The organism is Picosynechococcus sp. NKBG042902 (genome assembly GCF_963864045.1).
Taxonomy (GTDB): Bacteria; Cyanobacteriota; Cyanobacteriia; order Cyanobacteriales; family MRBY01; genus MRBY01.
The window spans coordinates 54418-75657 of record NZ_CAWLTV010000069.1; the positions used below are offsets into that span (position 1 = coordinate 54418).

Consider the following 21240-nt stretch of genomic DNA (forward strand, 5'->3'; position numbering starts at 1 on the left):
TTTGACCAGCGTTGGATGGGGGCACCAGTGAGCAACAACAGTCATAATGAAGCGCGTAACTATCAAGATTCTGAGTTTGAAGACGAACTCCTAGAACTGTTTGAAGACCTCGACGCAGAAACCTCTGCCCCCCCAGCGACCGATTTTCCCAAGGAGATCGATCCGAAAGTTTCATTTATCAGCTTCGCAAATAACTTTGAAGAACTTTTAGCCTTCGAGGAAGTGACATCCCCCCAGTCCCAAACGCCTCAACAAGCTTCGTCCCAAAACGAAGCAGACCTCGAAGCCGATTTAGAAGCTCTCCTCCAGGATACTGATCCCAACCAACCCTCCGACACAGAAACTTACGCCACCGAAAGCGAACCTTATTTTCCCCTCGAAGACCCCGTTTCCCCGCCCCTCAAACGCCCCAAAGCCATTTCCTCCCAGATCTCCCCGGTTACCAACGGTCAGATCACCTACTACCCTCCCCTAGAGGATCTCGGTCAATACCTAGAAGTGTCACCAAGCTCGTCGGCCAACTCTGTTGACTGGCAAGCCCTCACCCAACTCATTGAACAAACTCCGAGCGCTCCTAGCCCTAGTCTCTCCCCCAAAAAACGCCCCCAAATTGCCATTTCCAAACAGACGGACTTTGGTGAATTAGAAGCCCTGCTCCAACAGGCAGACACCATGGGAGGGCCTCCCATTACCACCACCAGCGGCCCTAGTACAAATCGTCAACGCTCCCAAAAGGTCAACAGCTTTGAGCAGACCATGCGGATTCCCGTCAAGCAACTCGATAACCTCAGTAACTTGATGGGAGAACTCGTTGTCAACCGCAATACCCTCGAACAAAGCCAAGAAAAACTCCGGCAATTCCTCGATAATCTCACGGGCCAAGTGCAACGGCTCAATGACATTGGTAGCCAGATGCAAGATCTTTATGAACGTTCTCTCCTGGAGCGTTCCCTGCTGGCCAGTCGTGGTCAAAGTAGTGAATATCACTTTCCCCCAGGCTTTACCGATAAGGCAGATGCCCCCGGTCGCCATCGTTCCCAAGAATATGACCCCCTAGAAATGGATCAGTTCACCGGCTTTCACCTCCTCTCCCAGGAGATGATTGAACTGATTGTACGGGTGCGAGAATCTTCTTCGGATATCGAATTTTTAGTCGATGATAATGAACAAGTTGCCCGTAATCTCCGGCAGGTCAGTACGCAGCTCCAGGAAGGCTTGACTAAATCACGGATGATTCCCTTTGCCCAAGCAGCCGATCGCCTGGTGCGCCCCGTCCGAGAAATTTCCCTCAAACTCAATAAGCGAGCCTCCCTCAATGTCGAAGGTCGAGAAGTGCTCATTGACAAAATGATCCTAGAGCAGCTCTATGATCCCCTGACTCACCTGATCAACAACGCCATTACCCATGGGATTGAGTCCCCGGAAGTACGCCTCAGTAAGGGTAAGCCTGCGGCGGGGGTTGTCTCCCTCAAAGCCTATATTCAGGGGAATCAAATTGTGATTGCCATTGCTGATGATGGTGCGGGGATGGATTCTGAAGCCCTCGTCCACAAAGCCCTCGAAAAGAACCTGATCACTCCTGAGCAACTGTCGGATCTCAGTCAACAGGATATTTATGATTTTATTTTTCATCCTGGCTTTACCACCAAGGCGCAGGCTGATGACTTTTCTGGTCGGGGAGTTGGCATGGATGTGGTTCGCACGGCCCTCGGTAGTATTCGAGGCACGATTACCATTGACTCCGCCCTGGGTAAAGGTACAACGTTTACCATCCGGCTACCCCTCACCCTCAATATCTGCCGCGCTTTATTTTGTCTCAATCGCCACGCCCGCATTGCTCTGCCCATGGATGGGGTTGAAGATATGCAGACCTACACCCTCGACCAAGTGGAACAGGAAGGCCGCAGACGTTATATTCGCTGGCGAGATTCTCGATTGCGGGTTTATCCCCTCAGTAATCTATTGACGCTCCAACGACAAATTGGGCGGGGCTCAATTTATGGAGGGGTTGGGGATCCTGACCAAATTCCCGTTGTGATCCTGCGCAGTGCGGGCAATCTCCTGGCGATTCAAGTGGATCAGGTGCTAGGGGAACAAGAAATCGTGATTAAACAGATCGAGGGGCCGATTCCGAAACCAGCGGCGATCGCCGGGGCGACAGTCCTGGGGGATGGCACGGTCATGCCTGTGGTTGATGTGTTAGAGCTGATTGAACTTGCGGCCCAGGGACGGGTCAGGGCCAAGGCTACCACCTGGCAAGATAATCCGGCCTTACACTTGCTCGTGCCAGAGATGGTACAAACGGAGCCCATTGTGTTGATTGTGGATGATTCAATCACGGTGCGTGAACTCCTCTCGATGAGTTTCACAAAGGCTGGCTATCGGGTTGAGCAGGCCCGGGATGGCCAGGAAGCTTGGGAAAAACTGCGGGGAGGCTTACCCTGTGAACTGGTCTTTTGCGATATTGAGATGCCGCGCATGGATGGCTTAGAGCTATTATCTCGCATTCAAAAAGACCCGAATTTAGAAAAAATTCCGGTGGCCATGCTGACATCAAGGGGGGCCGATCGCCACCGACAAATGGCCGCTGAACTGGGGGCAAGTGCCTATTTTACGAAACCCTATTTAGAAGAAGTGCTGTTGGATGCAGCCCAAAAAATGCGCCAAGGGGACGTGTTGCTGCCAGGCAGTACGAAACAGCCCACGGTCTCGGAGCCTGGGGACGGGATGGGCGATTTTGAACCCCTAGATGATGCGTCGGTAAAAATAACGGCCCCAAGGATTTTGATTGTGGATGATTCGGTGACGGTGCGAGAATTGTTAGCCATTACCTTCCAAAAGGCGGGCTACCATGTGGAGCGGGCCCGGGATGGAGAAGAGGCTCTAGAGCAGTTGTTGGAAAATCCCGATTTTAGTTTGGTGTTCTGTGATATTGAGATGCCGCGCCTAGATGGTTTAGCGTTGCTCGAAGAAATTCAACAATATCCTGAATTGGCTCACATTCCCATTGCGATGTTGACCTCGCGCGGGGCCGGACGACACCGGAAAATTGCGGCGGACCGGGGGGCAAAGGCCTATTTCACAAAGCCCTATGTGGAAGATCATTTGCTAGAAGCAGCGGCCCGGTTAATGGCTGGGGAAATTTTACTAGACGAAAATGGTAAGGTGGTGGCGTAACTTTGGGATGGCGATCGCCGTCTATATTTTCATCAATTGTTTTAGGTGTCAGGGGACTCGCCATGGTGCGCAGTGCTAAATTTCAGGGGCAGTGGCTCGGATTGGGGCTATGGATCGGACTCGGACTATGGGGGCCGGGGGCTTTGCCCGGTAATGCCGTTGAGATCGAAGTGGGCATTGTCCAACGATTCGGAGAAGAGCAAAACGATACTTTGACCATCTCCAGTCTGTCGGGCGATCGCCTTGAGGTGGACATTATCAGCGGCGGCCAACAACAAACACTCCAGACCAATCAAGTCACCCTAGAGGTCGCCCAGCAACCTTTGCCCCAGGTGGAATTGGCAGAATATATCGTCCTCAGTGACCAGGGCACCTTTGAGACGGCAGAGGACAGCGCCAAATTTTGGCGTTCCCTCGGCATTGAAGTAGAAATTACCCAACCCGGTCGCTGGCAAGTGTGGGCGAAACGGGATGTCTACCAAACGCCCCTCCTCCGGCGGCTATTACTCCAGGAATTAAAAGCGAAGGGTTACACCACTCCTTATCTCAGTTCGACGGTGCGTACCGAAAAGGCGATCGCCTCCTTTGTGGTGGGGGGGTACCGGTACAATCGGGCCAATGTGACGATCCGTTCGCGCAACGGTTTGTTTAATGTCCAAGAAGACGGCGGCCCAGAAAGTCGCTTTGCCGGGGAACTGAGGCTCCAGCCGAACGCCTACGGTACTTTTACCCTCGTTAATGACGTCGATATTGAGGTGTATCTGCGAGGTGTTGTGCCCCACGAAATTGGCCCCAATGCCCCCGATAATGCCGTCGAAGCCCAGACAATCATTGCCCGCACCTACGCCCTGCGCAATTTACGGCGTTTTGAAGCTGACGATTACGAACTCTGTGCCACGATCCATTGCCAAGTTTATAAAGGTCTCCAGGGCACCAGTCCCCGCATTGACCAGGCGATCGCCCGCACCAAAGGTTTAGTGCTCACCTACAACAACGAATTAGTCGATGCCCTGTATTCCTCTACCACTGGCGGCGTAACCGCTTCCTTTAGCGATGTGTGGGATGGGGCAGAGCGGCCTTATCTCAAAGCCGTGATTGATTCTCCAAATCCAGTCTGGGATCTAAAAGGCAACTCCCTCGCTGATGAACAGGCTTTTCGGAAATTTATCGCTCTCAACCAAGGCTTTAACGAAACGGGGCGGACTGTCTTTCGCTGGGAAAGATCCGCCACTCTCCAGGAATTAGCCACGACTCTACAAACCTATCTAGAGCGCACCCAAAATCCCCTCGCGGGCATCCAAACGGTACAAAAACTAGAGATTAAGCGGCGATCGCCTTCGGGTCGTGTCCTGGAGTTGGATGTCACCACCGACCGGGGCATTGTCAAACTCCTGAAAAATGAAATTCGCAGTGCCCTGGGGCCGCCCCGCAGTACCCTGTTTTACCTACAACCCAACCTCAATCCCCAAAATCAACTCACGGGCTATACCTTTGTGGGGGGAGGGTTCGGCCATGGGGTCGGCATGAGTCAATATGGCTCCTACAATCTCGCTAACTTGGGCTGGTCAGCGGCGCGGATTCTCCAGTTTTACTATCCTGGCACCACCCTCCAACCCTTGGATGAGTCCATTGTCTTTTGGCGAGAAACCCCCTAGAGATAGGTGGCAACGGCGCGTAAAGAGTCAGGGATGGCGATCGCTTCAGGAAATTCTAAAGTTGTTTCCGAACTGCCGAGGTACCCGGAGGTGGTAAAAGCCATCAACATCCGCCCTAAAGCAACCCACACCACCCGATCAAATTCCCAATCTCCCTGGCGTGGCGTATAGCAAGCAATGGATTTCAACGCCCAAAAATAACTGTTACGCACCACCGAGCCGCCTTTTTTGTAGGGGGGCAGATCATCTTGGTGAATACAGAGAATGTCATCCTGGAGAGCTACAACACGCATAGAAACTGATCAGCAAAACACAGCACAGGCCCATTTTAAATCACCGCAAAATTCTCAAGGTCAAGCCGAGCCGCTGCATCGGTTAATTTCCGCAATAAACGATTCGTGAAATTTCTGCTAATTTCTTGGGGGCGATCGCAATTGTGGTGTTGCGAGCAAGGGGTAAAATATGACCTTGCCCCCCGACCTAGGAGACCCCCTTTAAAATGCTCGCCAAACGAATTTTGCCTTGCCTCGATGTGAATGCTGGACGGGTTGTCAAAGGTGTGAATTTTGTCGATCTCAAGGATGCTGGCGATCCGGTGGAGTTGGCGAAGGTTTATAACGATGCGGGGGCTGACGAATTGGTTTTCCTCGATATTACCGCCACCCACGAAGACCGCGACACCATTATCGATGTGGTCTACCAAACCGCAGAACAGGTCTTTATTCCCCTCACCGTCGGCGGTGGCATTAGTACCACGGCCCAGATTAGAAACCTCCTGCGGGCCGGGGCCGATAAAGTCAGTATCAATTCTTCGGCGGTGCGGAACCCGGATTTTATCAATGAAGCAGCCGAACGATTTGGCAATCAGTGCATTGTGGTGGCGATTGACGCCCGGCGTCGGCCAGATCCGGCAAATCCGGGTTGGGATGTTTATGTGCGGGGCGGCCGCGAAAATACCGGCATTGATGCCCTGGGCTGGGCGAAGGAAATGGCCCAACGGGGCGCTGGGGAACTGCTTGTCACGAGTATGGATGCTGATGGTACCCAAGCGGGTTATGACCTAGAACTTACCAAGGCGATCGCCAATGCCGTCGAAATTCCGGTCATTGCCTCCGGGGGAGCCGGCAACACCCAGCATATTTACGAAGCCCTGACGACGGGGAAAGCAGAGGCCGCCCTTTTAGCCTCGTTGCTCCACTATGGTCAACTGACCGTCGCCGAAATCAAGACCTACCTCCAACAGCATCAAGTGCCCGTGCGCCCAACCCAAATCACTCAGTAAGGGGCAGTAATCGTTGGCCGTAAACCAAGGCTTGGTGGCAATAAACTAAGCCTTCCGCTCGGCTGGCGATCGCTCCGGGTTTGAGCAGTGATTTTTCCTGGGGGAGCACACCAATTTTCGCTTGGAGGGCTGCCGCCACCGCTGCCTGGGCATAGGGGGGAATTTCCTCCTGATCTGCGTAGTGTTCTGTTAGGGCAATGTCCCCTGGTGGTAAACGCAGGCCCTGGGCGATCGCCACGAGGAGATGGACGCGCCGTAGGGGTTGCTGGGGCTGGAAAGTGTGGTCAGGAAAACCAGAGAAAAAACAGCCTTGATATCCTTGTTGAATGGCCTCGGCGGCAGGCAAATGGGACGGCACATCGAAAAATTGTTTCCGGGGGCGTTGGGGACTGGGGTGAAATATGGCTTGGATCCACAGGGCAAACTGGGCGCGATTGAGGGGCTGATCGGGGAAAAATTGGCCCTGGGCTGAACCGTGAATGTAGCCAAGATTGGCGATCGCCTGGATAAAGGGTTTGGCCCAGTGGTTTTGCACATCGCTAAAGGTCGGCAAATAGGGCAGCGGATCGACCAATCCAGGCGCAGCCAAAACGGGTAATTCCCCCTGTAAAACCAAGGCTTGGTGCAAAAAAGCAGCCATTTCTCCCCAGGTGATCCGCTGGAGGGGTCGCAGATCAACTTGGGGCTGGGTCACGACCAAATGGTGTTGGGTTGCAGCGGCGATCGCCCCCATCACCGTCGAAGGAATCTGGGCATAGTCTCGAAAAGCCCGTAATACTGCTGGATTCCCTGGACTCAACCCTAAACCCCGTACCAACGCTTCTAGCACTTCAAACCGTTTCAGCACAGCCTGGGGGCGAAAGGTGCCATCGGGATAACCCGTCAAAAATCCCATGGAGACCGCTTGGGCGATCGCCGCTTGGTCTTGGCGCGCAACATCTGGGAATTCCGGCACAAAAGTGCCCCAGGGCCGAGGTAGATCAAAACATTGGGCTAGCACCCTGGCAAACTCAGTCCGGGTCAGTGGTCGAGCCGGATCAAACCCAGACCCAAACCAAGCCCCTAAACCCTTCACCGTGGCCAGCTGATTAGTGAATGATGTGGCCCAATGGTCAGGGGGAGGAACCAGGAGATCAGGATTAGAGCGATTCATATTGGGCATAGCTAGGGATGCAACCGAGGCAAATCACTCGGCCACGGATTGAACACAGGCGCAAATTGTCCCCATGATAGATTCTTCCGCAGGACTTGCCAGATTTTTGTCAGATTATTGAGTTCTGGCCCTTTTCCTTTCTTGAGGTTTGTAACATCCGGAACAAAAAGCCCCAAAATCAATGCAGTAAACTCATTGGGCACATGACAGGAAAACATTTAACCAAGGGGATGACCCATGCGCCTGGAGCAATTGCAAGCATTTTTGGCGATCGCCGCCACCGGAAATTTTGGTCAAGCAGCCCAGCAATGTGGCGTCACCCAATCCACCGTCAGTCGCCAAATTCAAAGCCTTGAGGCCGCCGTCGGGATGCCCCTTTTTCACCGCAGTGCCCAGGTTAAACTCACCCTGGCGGGGGAACGGTTTCTGCCCTACGCCCGCAAAATTTGTAGCAGTTGGGACAATGCCCGTGCCGAAATCAACGATCTCCTGGCGGGTAATCAATCGGAACTCTGCGTCGCTGCCATTCACTCCGTCTGTGCCTACCATCTGCCGCCCGTACTTCAACAATTTTGTCGGATGTACCCCCAAACCCAACTGCGAGTCACTGCCCTCGGTAGCGATCGCGCCCTAAAAGTGCTGCGGGATAGCCTTGTGGATGTGGCCATTGTCATGAATAATCGCTTTCTCACCGCCAGCCCCGATATGGTCGTGATGCCCCTCTACAAGGAAAGCGTTGAAGTCCTCCTCAGTAGACATCATCCCCTCGCCCAGAAGGAAAAATTAAGCTGGATCGATATCGCGAGCTACCCCCAAGTGGTCTTTAAGGACGGCTATGGTATGCAACGTTATGTGCAAGATCAGCTCGCCAACCACGGTCTCGCCCCCACGGCCACCGTTGAACTTAATAGCCTCGATGCCTTCCGTGGCCTGGTACGCCAGGGTGATATGATTGCCCTTCTGCCCCAATCTGCCCTCGTCGAAGCCCGTACTGATTCTGCCCTTGTGGTCAAACCTCTGCCCGATGCCATGGATATGCGGGAAGTTGTCCTCGTCACGACTAGCGATCGCCTAGAGATTCCCCCAATTCAATATTTTTGTAGTCTCATTACCCAACTTCTTTCCCAACCGCGCCTCGATACCCTTAGTGCCTAGGTCTCGGTTTAGAAAAAGACCCATAAAAAAATTGCCCCGACCAGGGTCAGAGCAAGGAACTGAGGTGACAGCCCACCATTGGTGTAAGTTAGTTGCCGTCAACTAATTTAGAGATCCACTTCGCTCAGTTCACGGGTCATGTGGTCAAACGGTTCATCAATAAAAGCCGTATTCGCAATGCCAGCCGCCGCCGCCATTTCCTTAATCGCATCCTTGAGGAATTGAATTCCCCGAACCGTCGGTGCAATGGGCACTCCTAGAGAATTATAGGTTTCTCTCAAACCCTGTAGGACCCGCTCGTTGAGGACGTCCATATCTCCAGCAATTAAGGCATAGGTGCCATAGCGGAGGTAGTAGTCCATATCCCGCAAGCAAGCAGAGAAGCGACGGGTCGTATAGGCATTGCCCCCAGCTAAGAGCAGTTCAGGAACCGCTTCAAAGAGACTATTGGCCGCGGCCTTGACGATCTCCGCAGATTGACTATTGATCATCGCCGCAACGGTGATTCGGTCATTCCCCGAAGCAAAGTAGTCTTTGAGGCTCTCGATGGCATCACGGTCAAAGTAACGCCCGGTGGTATCGTAATTTCTGATCAGACTTGTAACAGCGTCCCGCATTAAATTTTCTCCGAACAGCAGTTTTATTAAGCGCGTTTAGAAAAGGATCATCCCAGGGGGATGAGAAGCTTCGTTTTATATTGACATACTCCCATGACTGAAGTACATGGTTTTTCCTTCGGGTAAAGACCCCAGGACGAGCCTGTTTTACGTCGCCCAAAGGAGTGGAGGATGTCTTCTCTCGTAATTTTATACGGCATTTATAATCCCAGGTTTCGGGCCGTATTGATTACATTTCTTTAAAAAAAATAATAAAACTGCTCTAAATCTGAGATCTAAAAGACGATTTTTGTTTTTCCCAAGCTGTACCGAGGCTATAGCCATCCATGCCAGATGGGGCGACTTTCTGTAAATATTTTGGTGAAATTTTGGCGATCGCCTGACCCGGAGCTTTAAATCTAACCTACCCTGACAGTAAACAGTTCCTGGGCCGCAACCAGTGGAGATGTGACCCAGACTACAACGAACTGCCATAACTCTTTCTAGGATCAAGCGAACTGTGTCGGCGTAAATCCCATCGCTTGCCGGATCCTAGCAGTGAAGATTAAGAATTGTTTGTGAGGCACCCCACCATGACCCAGACAGCAACCGATGTTTTACGGCTGATCCAAGAGGAAAATATTCAAATTATTGACCTCAAGTTTGTTGATCTGCCAGGCATTTGGCAACATTGCTCGTTTTACCAAGATCAACTGGACGAAGCTTCCTTTGTTGATGGGGTGCCCTTTGACGGTTCAAGCATTCGAGGCTGGAAAGCGATTAACGAATCTGATATGGCGATGGTGCCTGATCCCACAACTGCTTGGATCGATCCATTTTGTAAAGAAAAAACCCTCAGCCTCATTTGTTCCATCAAAGAACCCCGCACGGGGGAGTGGTACAGTCGTGATCCCCGCAGCATTGCCCAAAAAGCCGTGGACTATCTCACAGCCTCCGGCCTGGGTGATACCGCCTATTTTGGCCCCGAAGCAGAATTTTTCGTGTTTGATGATGTGCGTTTTGACCAGACGGAGAATAAAGGGTTTTATTACGTTGATAGCATCGAGGGTCGCTGGAATTCAGGCCGCAAAGAACCAGGGGGCAATCTCGCCCACAAACCGGGCTACAAACAGGGGTATTTCCCCGTACCACCAACGGATACCCTCCAGGATATGCGCACAGAAATGCTGCTGACCATGGCGAAATGCGGCGTTCCCATCGAAAAGCACCACCACGAAGTCGCCACCGGGGGCCAAAATGAATTGGGGTTTCGCTTTGCAACGCTCCTCAAGGCCGCAGATTATTTGATGACCTATAAGTATGTGATCAAAAATGTCGCCCGTAAGTATGGCCGCACCGTGACATTTATGCCGAAACCACTGTTTAACGACAACGGCTCCGGGATGCACACCCACCAATCCCTCTGGAAAGGAGGTCAACCACTATTTTGGGGCGATCGCTACGCCAATCTCAGTCAACTGGCACTCCATTACATTGGTGGCATCCTCAAACACGCCCCAGCCCTGCTCGCTTTTTCTAATCCCAGTACCAATTCCTACAAGCGTCTTGTTCCCGGCTTCGAGGCCCCGGTGAATTTAGCCTATTCCCAAGGAAATCGTTCGGCGTCGGTGCGCATTCCCCTGTCTGGGCCAAACCCCAAAGCCAAACGCCTTGAATTCCGTTGCCCTGATGCTACAGCCAACCCCTATCTAGCCTTTGCGGCGATGCTCTGTGCAGGCATTGATGGTATTAAAAACGCCATTGATCCAGGTGATCCCCTAGATGTCGATATCTACGATTTGACCCCAGAGGAACTGAGCAAAATTCCTTCAACTCCCGCTTCCCTAGAAGCCGCCCTCGAAGCTCTCCAGCAGGATCATGATTTTTTAACGGCGGGCGGTGTTTTTACGACAGATTTCATTGAGAATTGGATTGAGTACAAATTAGACGCCGAAGTGAATCCCCTCCGGTTACGGCCCCATCCCTACGAATTTGCCCTTTATTACGATTGCTAAATAGCAACCTAGCTCCACACAAAAATCCCACTGCCGATGGTAGTGGGAAACAAATTAATTTATTTGTGACGACAGCTAGATTAAACGGCTGTGTCGAGTAGTAATGCTACGAAAAATGCTTTAGTAGCGGCTACGGCCACCCCCACGGGAAGCCGGACGACGGTCTTCACGGGGTTTTGCTTTGTTAACCTTGAGGTCACGACCCATCCATTCAGCACCATCTAGGGCTTCAATGGCCGCATTTTCTTCGTCTTCGCTAGACATTTCCACAAAGGCGAATCCTCTCGGTCTGCCAGTTTCCCGGTCAGTGGGAACTTGGACACGGTTTACCTTGCCATATTCGGCGAAGGTTTCTTTTAGGTCCTCATCAGTAACCTGATAGGACAAATTTCCAATGTAAATCGACATAATTAACGAATATTCTTCCGAATCGGAGAATCGTAGAGGGCAGAGATTCGGAAAGCTACGCAGTCAGGAAAACTTTAGACAATCTTACTTAACTGGATCAAATCCTTATCTTGTTACGTTTGATTATAGCTGCTCGATTTGATTTTTAATCAGATGTTTCAATTTTTGAGGGTCTTGGGCAGGGAAAAGTTAATCCTACGACTCTCACTGCAAAAATTCTTTACAATCCTGGGAGGATAAGTTGCTGATTTGGGGGGCATTGTATGGGGTTTCCGGTTGTTTATCATCCTGATTATGTGACGCCGATTCCGGAGGAGCATCGTTTCCCGATGCCGAAGTTCCGGTTATTGCATGGGTTGCTGTTGGGGGATGGGGTGATTCAACCGGAGCAAGTTTACCAACCGCAATTGCCAGATCGAGCCTGGCTAGAACTTGTCCATGAGCCGGACTATGTGACGGCCTATTGCCAGGGAACCTTGACCCCAAAGGCCCAACGGCGCATTGGTTTGCCCTGGAGTGCGGGGGTCGTCCAACGGACTTTGACGGCGGTGGGAGGAACGATTTTGACGGCACAGTTGGCCCTAGAGCATGGGTTGGCCTGTAATACGGCGGGGGGAACACACCATGCTTTTCCGGGCTATGGGTCAGGATTTTGTATTTTGAATGATTTGGCGATCGCCACCCGGACAATTCAGCAACGGGGCTTGGCGCAGCGGATTTTAATCGTCGATCTCGATGTGCACCAGGGGGACGGCACGGCGTTTATTTTCCAAGATGACCCGACGGTATTTACCTTTTCGATGCACTGCGAGGTGAATTTTCCCAGCCAAAAGCAGCGCAGTGACTTAGACCTCGGCCTACCGGAAGGATTGGACGACGATGGCTACTTGCAAATTTTGGCGCACCATCTAGAAGATCTTTTGAGTCAGGTGAAGCCGGATTTGGTGTTTTACGATGCGGGGGTGGACACCCATGTGGGCGATCGCCTCGGCAAATTAGCGATGACGAACACGGGTCTGTATCGGCGGGAACGGCTGGTGTTGAGTACCTGCTTGGCGGCGGGTTATCCCGTGGCCTGTGTGATTGGTGGAGGCTATGCAAAAAATATCCATGACCTTGTATATCGCCATTCCCTGCTCCATCGGGCGGCGCGGGATGTTTACTGATTTCCTGAATTAAACGGCAAGAAATTCCTGAATCACGGCCTGACTTAACTCATGGGTACTCCCAGAAGCGACAATGCCTCCTTTCTGCATCGCGTAGTAACGGTCTGCTTGGCGCACAAAGTGCAAGTGTTGCTCGACTAAAAGCACTGAAATCCCCGTTTCCGCAATAATTTGTTTCACAGCCGCTTCGATTTCTAAAATGATCGACGGCTGAATTCCTTCGGTGGGTTCATCTAGGATTAGTAACTTTGGTCGACCCATTAAAGCGCGGGCGATCGCCAACTGCTGCTGCTGACCCCCACTCAGATCGCCCCCCATCCGGTGCAGCATCTCCTTAAGCATTGGGAATAAATTCAAAATTTCTGAGGGAATATTACTCTTATTGCGACGGCCCTTGGGTAAAGCTTCTAGGCCGAGGAGGAGATTTTCCTTAACCGTAACCCGGGGAATAATTTCTCGTCCTTGGGGAACATAGCCAATCCCAGACCGGGCACGGCGATCCGTCGCGAGGGAATTAATTTCCTGGCCCATAAAACGCAGTTTTCCGGTGCGGGGCGGCAACAATCCCATAATTGTTTTCAGAAGCGTTGTTTTGCCGACGCCATTGCGACCAATTAGACAAACCATCTCCCCTTGGGGCACATTCAAATCCACATTCCGCAAAATGTGACTTTCACCGTAATAGACATTGAGATCAGAAACATTCAGAACTGGGGCATCGTTAGCTTGGGTCATGGTTTCAGAAAAACAAAAAGGGGGAATATTGGCTTCCTAATCATAGACAGGAATTCTCCCCCCATTTCGTAACAAAAACAGCAGTATTTTTTTAAATGCGTCCCGTGCTGCCAGATTTAGAGCTCACCACAATCGGCGATCGCAATTTCCTGTTTCGGGGCACCACTACCAGAACCTTGGGCTTCCATAGCTTTGACCACATCCATACCTTCGATAACCTTACCGAAGACCACGTGCTTACCGTTGAGCCAAGGGGTTAAGGTTGTGGTGATAAAGAACTGAGAGCCATTGGTATTGGGGCCACGGTTCGCCATACTCAGCAAACCTGGGACATTGTGGCGCAGTTCAAAGCTTTCGTCTTCAAAAGTGTCTCCATAAATGGATTCACCGCCGGTGCCGTTGCCATTGGTAAAGTCTCCCCCTTGGCACATAAATTCAGGGATCACCCGGTGGAATTTAGAGCCTTTGTAATGGAGGGGTTTGCCCCGTTTGCCGATGCCTTTTTCGCCAGTGCAGAGGGCGCGGAAATTTTCAGCGGTTTTGGGGGCAACGTCGGCCCGTAGTTCAAAAACAATGCGTCCGGCACTTTCGCCGCCGATGGTGATGTCAAAAAAAACTTTGGGGTTGGGCTGTTCGCTCACGATTACTTGTCCTAAAAAATGTCGTCTCTTTAACCAAATGGTACTGCAAGGGTGGTCAGGGGCGATCGCCCGTAAAGAAATCAAGAAGTACATTCTTCATCCACAACGTTATTGGCAGTTGACATATGGCAACAGCAGGGCTAGATTGAGTATTACTATTCCAATCAAAATACAGATGACCAGTAACATGGGACGTCAATGGGCAAGCTACACCACAACAAAGAAATCGCGGCCGCCATACAAGAAGCATTAGAGCAAGGTTGGACATTCAAAAAATCTAGTGGTTCTGCCCATGCTTTTGGGGTTTTGCTTTGTCCAGAACATAATCGTTTGGGTTGTAAAAAATCAGTTCTGTCTACACCCCGCAATCCTGAAAATCATGCTAAGCAAATCAGAAAAGCCATTAAACAATATTCCCATTCAGAAAACAATGAATAATTATGAATTTTCGTTGGTTTTAGCAAATGTTCGCGACTTTGATGAACAGCTTGTTGATTGCATTTTTGAAGCAGGCTGCGACGATGCCTCATTATTAACCCGTAATGGTGTGGTTTATTTGGATTTTGATCGTGAAGCAACTTCTTTTACTGAAGCCGTTTGGTCGGCGATTCGTCAAGTTGAAAGTATTGCTCAACCTAAGATTCGTGTCGATAGTATTCAGCCAGATGATTTAGTGACAGTGTCTGAAATAGCGCGTCGTATCCAAAAAAGTCGTGAATATGTACGTTTGCTCATTAATGGTGAAAGAGGTACAGGCAATTTTCCGTTACCTATTTCTGGAATGAGTCAAAAATCAATGATCTGGAGTTGGTCAAGGGTTTCTCAATGGCTATTTAAACAAGGTTTAGTTTCAGAAGAACAAGTGGCGATCGCCCAAGAAATTGCAGACATTAATCAATATCTCTTTCATCGAGATCATTGGCGAGAATTTAATCAACGAATGAAAAAAATTGAAGCTCATCTATTGACTGTTTAGCTGACCTGTTCAATTTGGCGTACAGCGGTCAGGGCAGAATAACTTACCCCCGCCGTACCTTCTCCCGGATGGACAGAATCTCCCACGAGCCAAACATTTTTAAACGGTGTTCTGGTGGCGAATCCAAAGGGCGCAAAGGTAGAAATTCGCTGTCCCACACCGCCAACAAAGCCTTTGTGTCGGGCCGTATAGAAAGCAAAGGTGCGCGGCGTTCCGGCTTCTTGAACAATGATATTTTCTGGGGAAAGGTCAAAATAGCGATTTAATTTGGCGATCGCCTCCTGGGTGTAACGCTCCTTCCGTTCGGCGTAATCTTCCCCAAACCAAGGATCAGGATCGACAAAAGAGGAGGCGATAATCGTCCGGTGACCCTCTGGGGCGCGGCCATCATTCGGCTTACTCACGGAGACAAAGAGGGAATTATTTTCGCCAATTGCTTGGTCATAATCATAGAGAAATTGCAGGTGAGGTGGACAATTTTTGGGAATTGCCGCTTCCTTGACCCCTAAATAAATGACAAAGGCCCCCGATGGATCGGGCAAATTTTCAATGCGTTTTTGATAGATTTTTTTGAAAATTGATTCGGGCGGATGCTCTGAAATTTTCATTAAATCTTGAACCGTGGTGTTCGCGACTACATGATCAAAAGCTTGTGTAAAAATTTCATTTTGACGCTGATCAAAGACTGTTAATTGAGGCTTGCTTTGACCCAAGTTAATTTCCTTAATGCGGTGGCGAGTGAGTAATTTCCCCCCATGTTTTTCGAGGGCTTCAATGAGGCGATCGCTCAAGGCTTGCATACTACCCTGGAGATGAAATAAACCTTGGGGCGTTTGGGAAACGGCGAGGGCCGTCGCACCGTAGAGTAGTGCGGTTTCGGAACTATCAACTTGGGAGTACAGCTTTAACTGCAAATCCAAAAAAGTTTTTAATCTTTGATCTGCCGCAACACCACATAATTTCAACGCGTCTAAAACCGTCATCAAAGCAAAGGGAACTGTGATCAATGTATCTAAACGAAATGCCTTGATTAACTGCAAAATATCCCAAGGATTACGGGGTGGCACCACCGGATCGCGGCCTTGAAATTGCCAACTAGCCGCAAATAAAACCTTTAATAAATTCCAAAAATTTTCGCTCGTGGGAAACTGTTTGAGTCGTTCAGCTTCCCACTTTTCCGCATCACGCCAAACGTTGATGGGTTCTGTTTCGCCCGGTAAAAACACCGCACAAGCCGGATCACAAACCGTTGCTTCGGGTAAAGCGACGCCCAATTCTTGAAAAATACGCTGGTGAATCCCCCCTACTTCTAAGCCCGCCACCTGGGTCGCCCCTACATCGAAGGTAAAACCCCGACGCTTAAAAGTGGACGCACAGCCCCCGGCGATCGCCGCTTGCTCATAGACCGTGACATCGTAGCCCCGTTTTGCCAACAGAGCCCCCGCCGTTAAACCGCCAATGCCCGCCCCAATGACCGCAATCTTGCCCTTACTCATCCCGAAACATCCGTTACAATTCTTTACCTTTCCCTATTGTCCAAAATTTTGCCTTTCTTGACAAAAAGGCGATCGCCCCTGATAAAGAGAGATTGCCGAACCTGCTACAGTCCGCAACTTGGTAAAGTATTTAGACAGTCACTAAACAGCCCACCCAGAGAAAAGACCTATGTTTGACGCCCTAGCCGAACGCCTAGAAGATGCCTGGAAATCCCTCCGGGGCCAGGACAAAATCAGCGAATCTAACATCAAAGAAGCCCTAAAGGAAGTCCGTCGCGCCCTCCTCGAAGCCGACGTTAACCTCCAGGTGGTCAAGGGCTTTATTTCTGATGTGGAAAAAGCGGCAGTCGGTGCAGAAGTTATTTCTGGCGTTAACCCAGGGCAACAGTTCATCAAAATTGTCTACGACGAACTCGTCAAAATCATGGGGGAAAGCAACGTTCCCCTCGCCGAAGCAGAAAATAAGCCATCCGTAATTCTCATGGCCGGGTTGCAGGGGACGGGGAAAACCACCGCCACAGCAAAGCTTTCCCTCTATCTCCGCAAGCAAAATAAAACCGCCCTGATGGTTGCAACCGACGTTTACCGTCCAGCGGCGATCGATCAGCTGAAAACCCTCGGTGAACAAATTGACGTGCCCGTGTTCGACCTGGGCAGTGACGCCAATCCCGTTGACATTGCCAAACAAGGGGTTGAAAAAGCAAAAGAACTCGGTGTTGATGTCGTCCTTGTGGATACGGCGGGTCGCTTGCAGATCGATGCCGACATGATGGCCGAACTCAAGCAAATTAAAGAAAGCATTAATCCCGACGATACTTTGTTAGTCGTTGACTCGATGACGGGCCAAGAGGCTGCTAGTTTAACCCGCACCTTCCACGAAGAAATTGGCGTTACCGGGGCCATTCTCACCAAGATGGATGGGGATACCAGAGGTGGTGCGGCCCTATCTGTGCGGATGATCTCTGGTCAACCGATCAAATTTATCGGGGTTGGTGAAAAAGTAGAAGCCCTAGAACCATTCTATCCAGACCGTTTAGCGTCCCGTATCCTCAACATGGGCGATGTACTCACCCTCGTTGAAAAGGCCCAGGAAGCCGTTGATCTGTCCGACGTCGAGGAAATGCAGGCCAAGTTACTCGAAGCCCGCTTTGACTTTGATGACTTTCTCAAACAGATGCGCCTGTTAAAAAATATGGGTTCCTTGGGCGGCATGCTGAAGCTCATCCCTGGCATGGGTAACAAAATTGATAAAAATATGCTCGAACAGGGGGAAGTGCAACTAAAGCGCGTGGAGACCATGATCAACTCCATGACCAAAGAGGAGCGCAAAAATCCGGATGTATTAGCCCAAACGCCCAAGCGTCGTACCCGTATTGCCAAGGGCTCTGGGTTATCAGAAAAAGATGTCTCAAAACTCATTGCTGACTTTACCCGGATGCGGAAAATGATGCAGCAAATGGGTCAAGGGGGAGGTTTACCCGGCATGGGAGGACTTGGTGATCTGTTCGGTGGGGGAATGCCTGGGATGGGCGGACGTCCCGGTCGTGGTGGCGCACCGAAGAAAAAGAAAAAGACGAAAAAGAAGAAAGGTTTTGCTGACCTCTAGGTTTTCGTTGCTACGATGAATGAAATGGTGCCAAATAAACGGAGATTCGTCCATGGCTAGTTTGTATGAAAAGTTAGGCGGCGCAGCGGCAGTTGATCTGGCGGTGGAGAAATTCTACGGTAAGGTTCTGGCCGATGAACGAGTTAATCGTTTTTTTGTCAATACTGACATGGCCAAACAGAAGCAACACCAAAAGGATTTTATGACCTATGCTTTTGGGGGCACGGATCGCTTTCCGGGTCGTTCGATGCGGGCTGCCCATCAAGATTTAGTTAAAAATGCGGGTCTAACGGATGTCCATTTCGATGCGATCGCCGAAAATTTAGTATTGACCCTCCAGGAATTAAATGTGTCCCAAGATTTAATCGATGAAGTCGTCACCATTGTAGGTTCAGTGCAGCATCGTAATGATGTTCTCAATCGCTAAAATTTAAAACTGTTTTAATCACTGACAGGGGAAAACTATTATGATGTAACCCTGTCTTTTTTATGAGTATGGTTAATCCTGAAAATTTAACACCACCATTAAAGTGGGCTGGCGGTAAACGTTGGCTTGTGCCAACCCTCAAACCAATTTGGGAGGATTATCAGGATTTTCAATTGATTGAGCCGTTCTGTGGTGGCTTGGCGATCGCCTTAGGTTTAGCCCCTCAAAAATCAACTTTAAACGATATCAACCCTCATCTTATTAATTTTTATAAGCAACTCAAAAAAGGACTCAAGATCAATATTTCCATGGCAAATGATGCCGATTTATATTATCAATACCGAGAGCAGTTCAATGAATTAATTCGTAATAAAAAACAAGAAGTAAGAAAGCTGCAGCTTTATTTTATTATCTCAATCGTACGGGATTTAATGGTCTATGTCGCTTTAATTCAAAAGGGGGATTCAATGTTCCTTTTGGCAAATATAAACGAATTAATTACATCAATGATTTTACTGCTTATAAAGCAGTTTTTGAAAATTGGCAATTTCAATGGGGAGATTTTGAACATCTTGAAGTTGATCAAAAAAGCTTTATTTATGCAGATCCGCCCTATGATGTGGAATTCCGCCAATACTCTGCAGGGGGCTTTACCTGGGAAGATCAGGAACGTTTAGCTGTCTGGTTGGCAACTAGAAATGTTCCAGTAATTGCTTCCAATCAAGCAACAGAAAGAATTTTAATTTTGTATAAAAAGTTGAATTTTAAAATTCAGACGCTGTCTGCTCCTCGGCGAATTTCATGCACAGGTGATCGTACTCCAGCAATAGAAATGTTAGCTTTGAAAAATTTTAAGTGAGGAATATTTATGTCCCGTGATACAAGCACTGGAAAAGTCTTTGAACAAATTGTATTACCCGCACTCGATCATGCAGGTTATCAGTATCAAACACAAGTTCATATCGGCAATAAACCAAATGGAAGTAGACAAATTGCAGACTTGGTAATTTATCAGGCAGAATATCAAATTCTCGTCTCTAAAAAATGGCAACAATCTGGAGGTACGGCGGAAGAAAAAATTCCATTTGAAGTAATCATGCTAGCCAGAGCTTGTCGAGAATTTAATTATCAAAAAGCTTACTTAGTTTTAGGTGGAACAGATCATGACTCGACATTAGGAACAAAAGGATGGACGTTGCGGAAATGGTATTTGTCTGGTGGACTAGATTCTTGGATTCGATACCATGAATTAGTAGAAATTATCAGCTCAGATTTATTTATTTCTAAGATTAACAGACGCAAAATTTAATGCTTTTTACCCGAAATTTAGAAGCAGATGTTTACTTCTAATAAATAGGTCAAATGAATGCGTTATACCCATGGATTTGATGCGATTTCTGGAACATCTCTAGGCACCCTGTAAATTGTGATACCAGTTTTCCGGCGAGAGGAACTTACCTTGAAGGTCTGTCAACTTTTTATGTCTTGGTAAGGGGAGTGAATTCATGGGGCGAAGAAATACAGCACTGTCTAATGTTGCCCAACAGCCAACACTCCAGGAATTTTTGCAGTTATGTACAACGGCGGATCTTCGCCAGGAACCCACCGCCCAAGCCTGGGCCTTTCAGTTACTCCGGGAAGGAACATTTCAAGAACGCTGGCGACTGGTTAAGGTTTTTGCAAAATTAGGCCCAACAGCGATCGCCCCTCTCCTGAGCATCGCTGAAGATCACACCGCTGAGACAGAATTACGGTGGTTTGCGATTCGTATTTTGGGACAATACCAAGATCCTGAGGCGATCGCCCGTCTGATCTTGCTCATTGACCATTGTTCAGAAGAATTCCTCCTCGAAGAAATCATGAGAACGTTGGTGCAGCTAGAAGGAAAGGCCGTGGATTATCTAGTGCCGCTGTTGGCCAAGCCAGAAAGTCGTAGCCTCGCCGTAAACGCCCTTTGTAAATTACGCTATCCGCAAATTATTGATCCCCTGCTGACGGTCATTGATGATCCAGATCCGCAAATCCGTTCCTTAGCCATTGAAACCCTCAGTCAATTTCGCCAACCGGAAATTTTTACCGCCCTGTTGTCTGCCCTCACAGATACGGCGGCCCCAGTGCGTCGGGAAGCAGTTAAGGGTTTGGGCTTTTGGGGCCAGTCCGTTGATCCGGTTTTGTTATGCGAAAAAGTCCAGCCGTTGCTCTACGATTTCAACCTGGAGGTTTGTGCCCAGGCCGGGTTTACCCTCAGTCGTTTCCCGATTCCCCAGGCTGCCGAGGCGATCGCCACCGTGCTGCAATCCCCCCATACGCCCAAACCCTTGCAATGTAACCTGATCCAAGCCCTCGGTTGGTTAGCCATCCCAGAAAGTTTAACCCGGCTCGAACCCTTGCTTTACCATGGGGCTGACGCAGTAGTTTTAGAAACCCTCAAGGCATTTGGTCGAATCACCGAACCGAACCTGCGGGGGCAGGGAACAATAATTTTGCTGCAGTTTTGGCAAAAGGTTTCCCAGCCCCAACCCCTGTCGATTCAACAAGCATTCATTTATGCCCTCGGCCAGCTCCAGGATCCCCGCGCCCAGGCTTTACTAACTGTCTTTAGCCAAAGCCCCGACAAACCGATTCAACTCCATGCGATCGCCGCCCTGAAAAAAATTGGCATCGCCGCAAGTTCCGAAGTTAGCTGATTTTTAGAAGCCAATCAGTTAAGCTAATTATTTCTTAATCTGAGAACATCCATTCCCCACCCACA

The 21240-nt window shown here is 49.7% G+C and carries 19 protein-coding genes and 2 pseudogenes; 14 read left to right on the top strand and 7 right to left on the bottom strand.

The window, feature by feature from the left end:
- The first annotated feature begins 27 nt into the window (after positions 1-27).
- Entirely contained in the window at positions 28-3177 is a 3150-nt protein-coding gene (locus tag AACR41_RS08370; RefSeq protein WP_030006979.1) for a hybrid sensor histidine kinase/response regulator, read from the top strand.
- Between the two features lie 62 nt (positions 3178-3239).
- Positions 3240-4832 (top strand): SpoIID/LytB domain-containing protein, encoded by a 1593-nt coding sequence (locus AACR41_RS08375; protein WP_030006980.1) that lies wholly within the window; start codon positions 3240-3242, stop codon positions 4830-4832.
- On the opposite strand, the gene AACR41_RS08380 is transcribed toward AACR41_RS08375, so the two are convergent.
- On the bottom strand, positions 4829-5125 hold the full coding sequence (locus AACR41_RS08380) for a hypothetical protein (protein ID WP_030006981.1): 297 nt from the start codon (positions 5123-5125) through the stop codon (positions 4829-4831). The two genes, AACR41_RS08375 and AACR41_RS08380, sit on opposite strands and share 4 nt — an antisense overlap.
- Before the next feature lie 206 nt (positions 5126-5331).
- On the opposite strand from AACR41_RS08380, the gene hisF reads away from it, so the two are divergent.
- Positions 5332-6114, top strand: coding sequence for an imidazole glycerol phosphate synthase subunit HisF (gene hisF, locus AACR41_RS08385; RefSeq protein ID WP_012307249.1), 783 nt, complete (start codon positions 5332-5334; stop codon positions 6112-6114).
- Here the strand turns inward: hisF and AACR41_RS08390 are convergent.
- Positions 6104-7276 (bottom strand): S-layer homology domain-containing protein, encoded by a 1173-nt coding sequence (locus AACR41_RS08390; protein WP_052349657.1) that lies wholly within the window; start codon positions 7274-7276, stop codon positions 6104-6106. The two genes, hisF and AACR41_RS08390, sit on opposite strands and share 11 nt — an antisense overlap.
- Before the next feature lie 228 nt (positions 7277-7504).
- Here AACR41_RS08390 and AACR41_RS08395 point away from each other — a divergent pair, with 228 nt between their 5' ends.
- A complete protein-coding gene (locus AACR41_RS08395; RefSeq protein ID WP_012307245.1) occupies positions 7505-8422 on the top strand; it encodes a LysR family transcriptional regulator in 918 nt (305 codons plus the stop codon).
- Positions 8423-8529: 107 nt separating this feature from the next.
- On the opposite strand, the gene apcB is transcribed toward AACR41_RS08395, so the two are convergent.
- Positions 8530-9039 carry an allophycocyanin subunit beta gene (gene apcB, locus AACR41_RS08400; protein WP_012307244.1) on the bottom strand — a complete coding sequence of 170 codons (510 nt, stop codon included), beginning with the start codon at positions 9037-9039 and terminating at the stop codon, positions 8530-8532.
- A 572-nt stretch (positions 9040-9611) separates the two neighbouring features.
- Here apcB and glnA point away from each other — a divergent pair.
- Positions 9612-11033, top strand: coding sequence for a type I glutamate--ammonia ligase (gene glnA, locus AACR41_RS08405; RefSeq protein ID WP_030006983.1), 1422 nt, complete (start codon positions 9612-9614; stop codon positions 11031-11033).
- Between the two features lie 120 nt (positions 11034-11153).
- Here the strand turns inward: glnA and AACR41_RS08410 are convergent, their stop codons facing one another.
- Positions 11154-11441 carry an RNA recognition motif domain-containing protein gene (locus AACR41_RS08410; protein WP_012307242.1) on the bottom strand — a complete coding sequence of 96 codons (288 nt, stop codon included), beginning with the start codon at positions 11439-11441 and terminating at the stop codon, positions 11154-11156.
- A gap of 263 nt (positions 11442-11704) precedes the next feature.
- Between AACR41_RS08410 and AACR41_RS08415 the strand changes: the two genes are divergently transcribed.
- Complete coding sequence (locus AACR41_RS08415; RefSeq protein WP_030006984.1) at positions 11705-12607, top strand: histone deacetylase family protein; 903 nt, start codon at positions 11705-11707, stop codon at positions 12605-12607.
- Between the two features lie 9 nt (positions 12608-12616).
- On the opposite strand, the gene urtE is transcribed toward AACR41_RS08415, so the two are convergent.
- The gene (gene urtE, locus AACR41_RS08420; RefSeq protein ID WP_030006985.1) at positions 12617-13342 is read right to left on the bottom strand and encodes an urea ABC transporter ATP-binding subunit UrtE; all 726 of its coding nucleotides are present in this window, start codon (positions 13340-13342) and stop codon (positions 12617-12619) included.
- Positions 13343-13458: 116 nt separating this feature from the next.
- Positions 13459-14076, bottom strand: a complete 618-nt coding sequence (locus tag AACR41_RS08425) for a peptidylprolyl isomerase (protein WP_315862024.1) — start codon at positions 14074-14076, stop codon at positions 13459-13461.
- 105 nt (positions 14077-14181) lie between these two features.
- Here AACR41_RS08425 and AACR41_RS08430 point away from each other — a divergent pair, with 105 nt between their 5' ends.
- Together AACR41_RS08430 and AACR41_RS08435 are read left to right on the top strand one after the other, a co-directional pair.
- A complete protein-coding gene (locus AACR41_RS08430; RefSeq protein ID WP_030006987.1) occupies positions 14182-14421 on the top strand; it encodes a hypothetical protein in 240 nt (79 codons plus the stop codon).
- Entirely contained in the window at positions 14414-14959 is a 546-nt protein-coding gene (locus AACR41_RS08435; protein ID WP_030006988.1) for a hypothetical protein, read from the top strand. Before AACR41_RS08430 ends, AACR41_RS08435 begins: the two co-directional genes overlap by 8 nt.
- On the opposite strand, the gene crtD is transcribed toward AACR41_RS08435, so the two are convergent.
- Complete coding sequence (gene crtD, locus AACR41_RS08440) at positions 14956-16455, bottom strand: C-3',4' desaturase CrtD (RefSeq protein ID WP_030006989.1); 1500 nt, start codon at positions 16453-16455, stop codon at positions 14956-14958. The two genes, AACR41_RS08435 and crtD, sit on opposite strands and share 4 nt — an antisense overlap.
- Positions 16456-16624: 169 nt before the next feature.
- Between crtD and ffh the strand changes: the two genes are divergently transcribed.
- The 6 genes and pseudogenes from ffh (at position 16625) to AACR41_RS08470 (ending at position 21175) form a co-directional block, all read left to right on the top strand.
- Positions 16625-18061: a signal recognition particle protein gene (gene ffh / locus AACR41_RS08445; protein ID WP_030006990.1), complete on the top strand. Its 1437-nt coding sequence runs from the start codon at positions 16625-16627 to the stop codon at positions 18059-18061.
- A gap of 52 nt (positions 18062-18113) precedes the next feature.
- Positions 18114-18488, top strand: a complete 375-nt coding sequence (locus AACR41_RS08450; RefSeq protein ID WP_030006991.1) for a group I truncated hemoglobin — start codon at positions 18114-18116, stop codon at positions 18486-18488.
- A 68-nt stretch (positions 18489-18556) separates the two neighbouring features.
- Positions 18557-18790 (top strand): annotated as a pseudogene (locus AACR41_RS08455) (DNA adenine methylase); the annotation flags it as partial.
- A 134-nt stretch (positions 18791-18924) separates the two neighbouring features.
- A pseudogene (locus AACR41_RS08460) lies at positions 18925-19347 on the top strand (DNA adenine methylase); the annotation flags it as partial.
- A gap of 9 nt (positions 19348-19356) precedes the next feature.
- Positions 19357-19797: a PD-(D/E)XK nuclease superfamily protein gene (locus AACR41_RS08465; protein ID WP_030006992.1), complete on the top strand. Its 441-nt coding sequence runs from the start codon at positions 19357-19359 to the stop codon at positions 19795-19797.
- Between the two features lie 196 nt (positions 19798-19993).
- The gene (locus AACR41_RS08470; protein WP_030006993.1) at positions 19994-21175 is read left to right on the top strand and encodes a HEAT repeat domain-containing protein; all 1182 of its coding nucleotides are present in this window, start codon (positions 19994-19996) and stop codon (positions 21173-21175) included.
- The last annotated feature ends 65 nt before the right edge of the window (positions 21176-21240 follow it).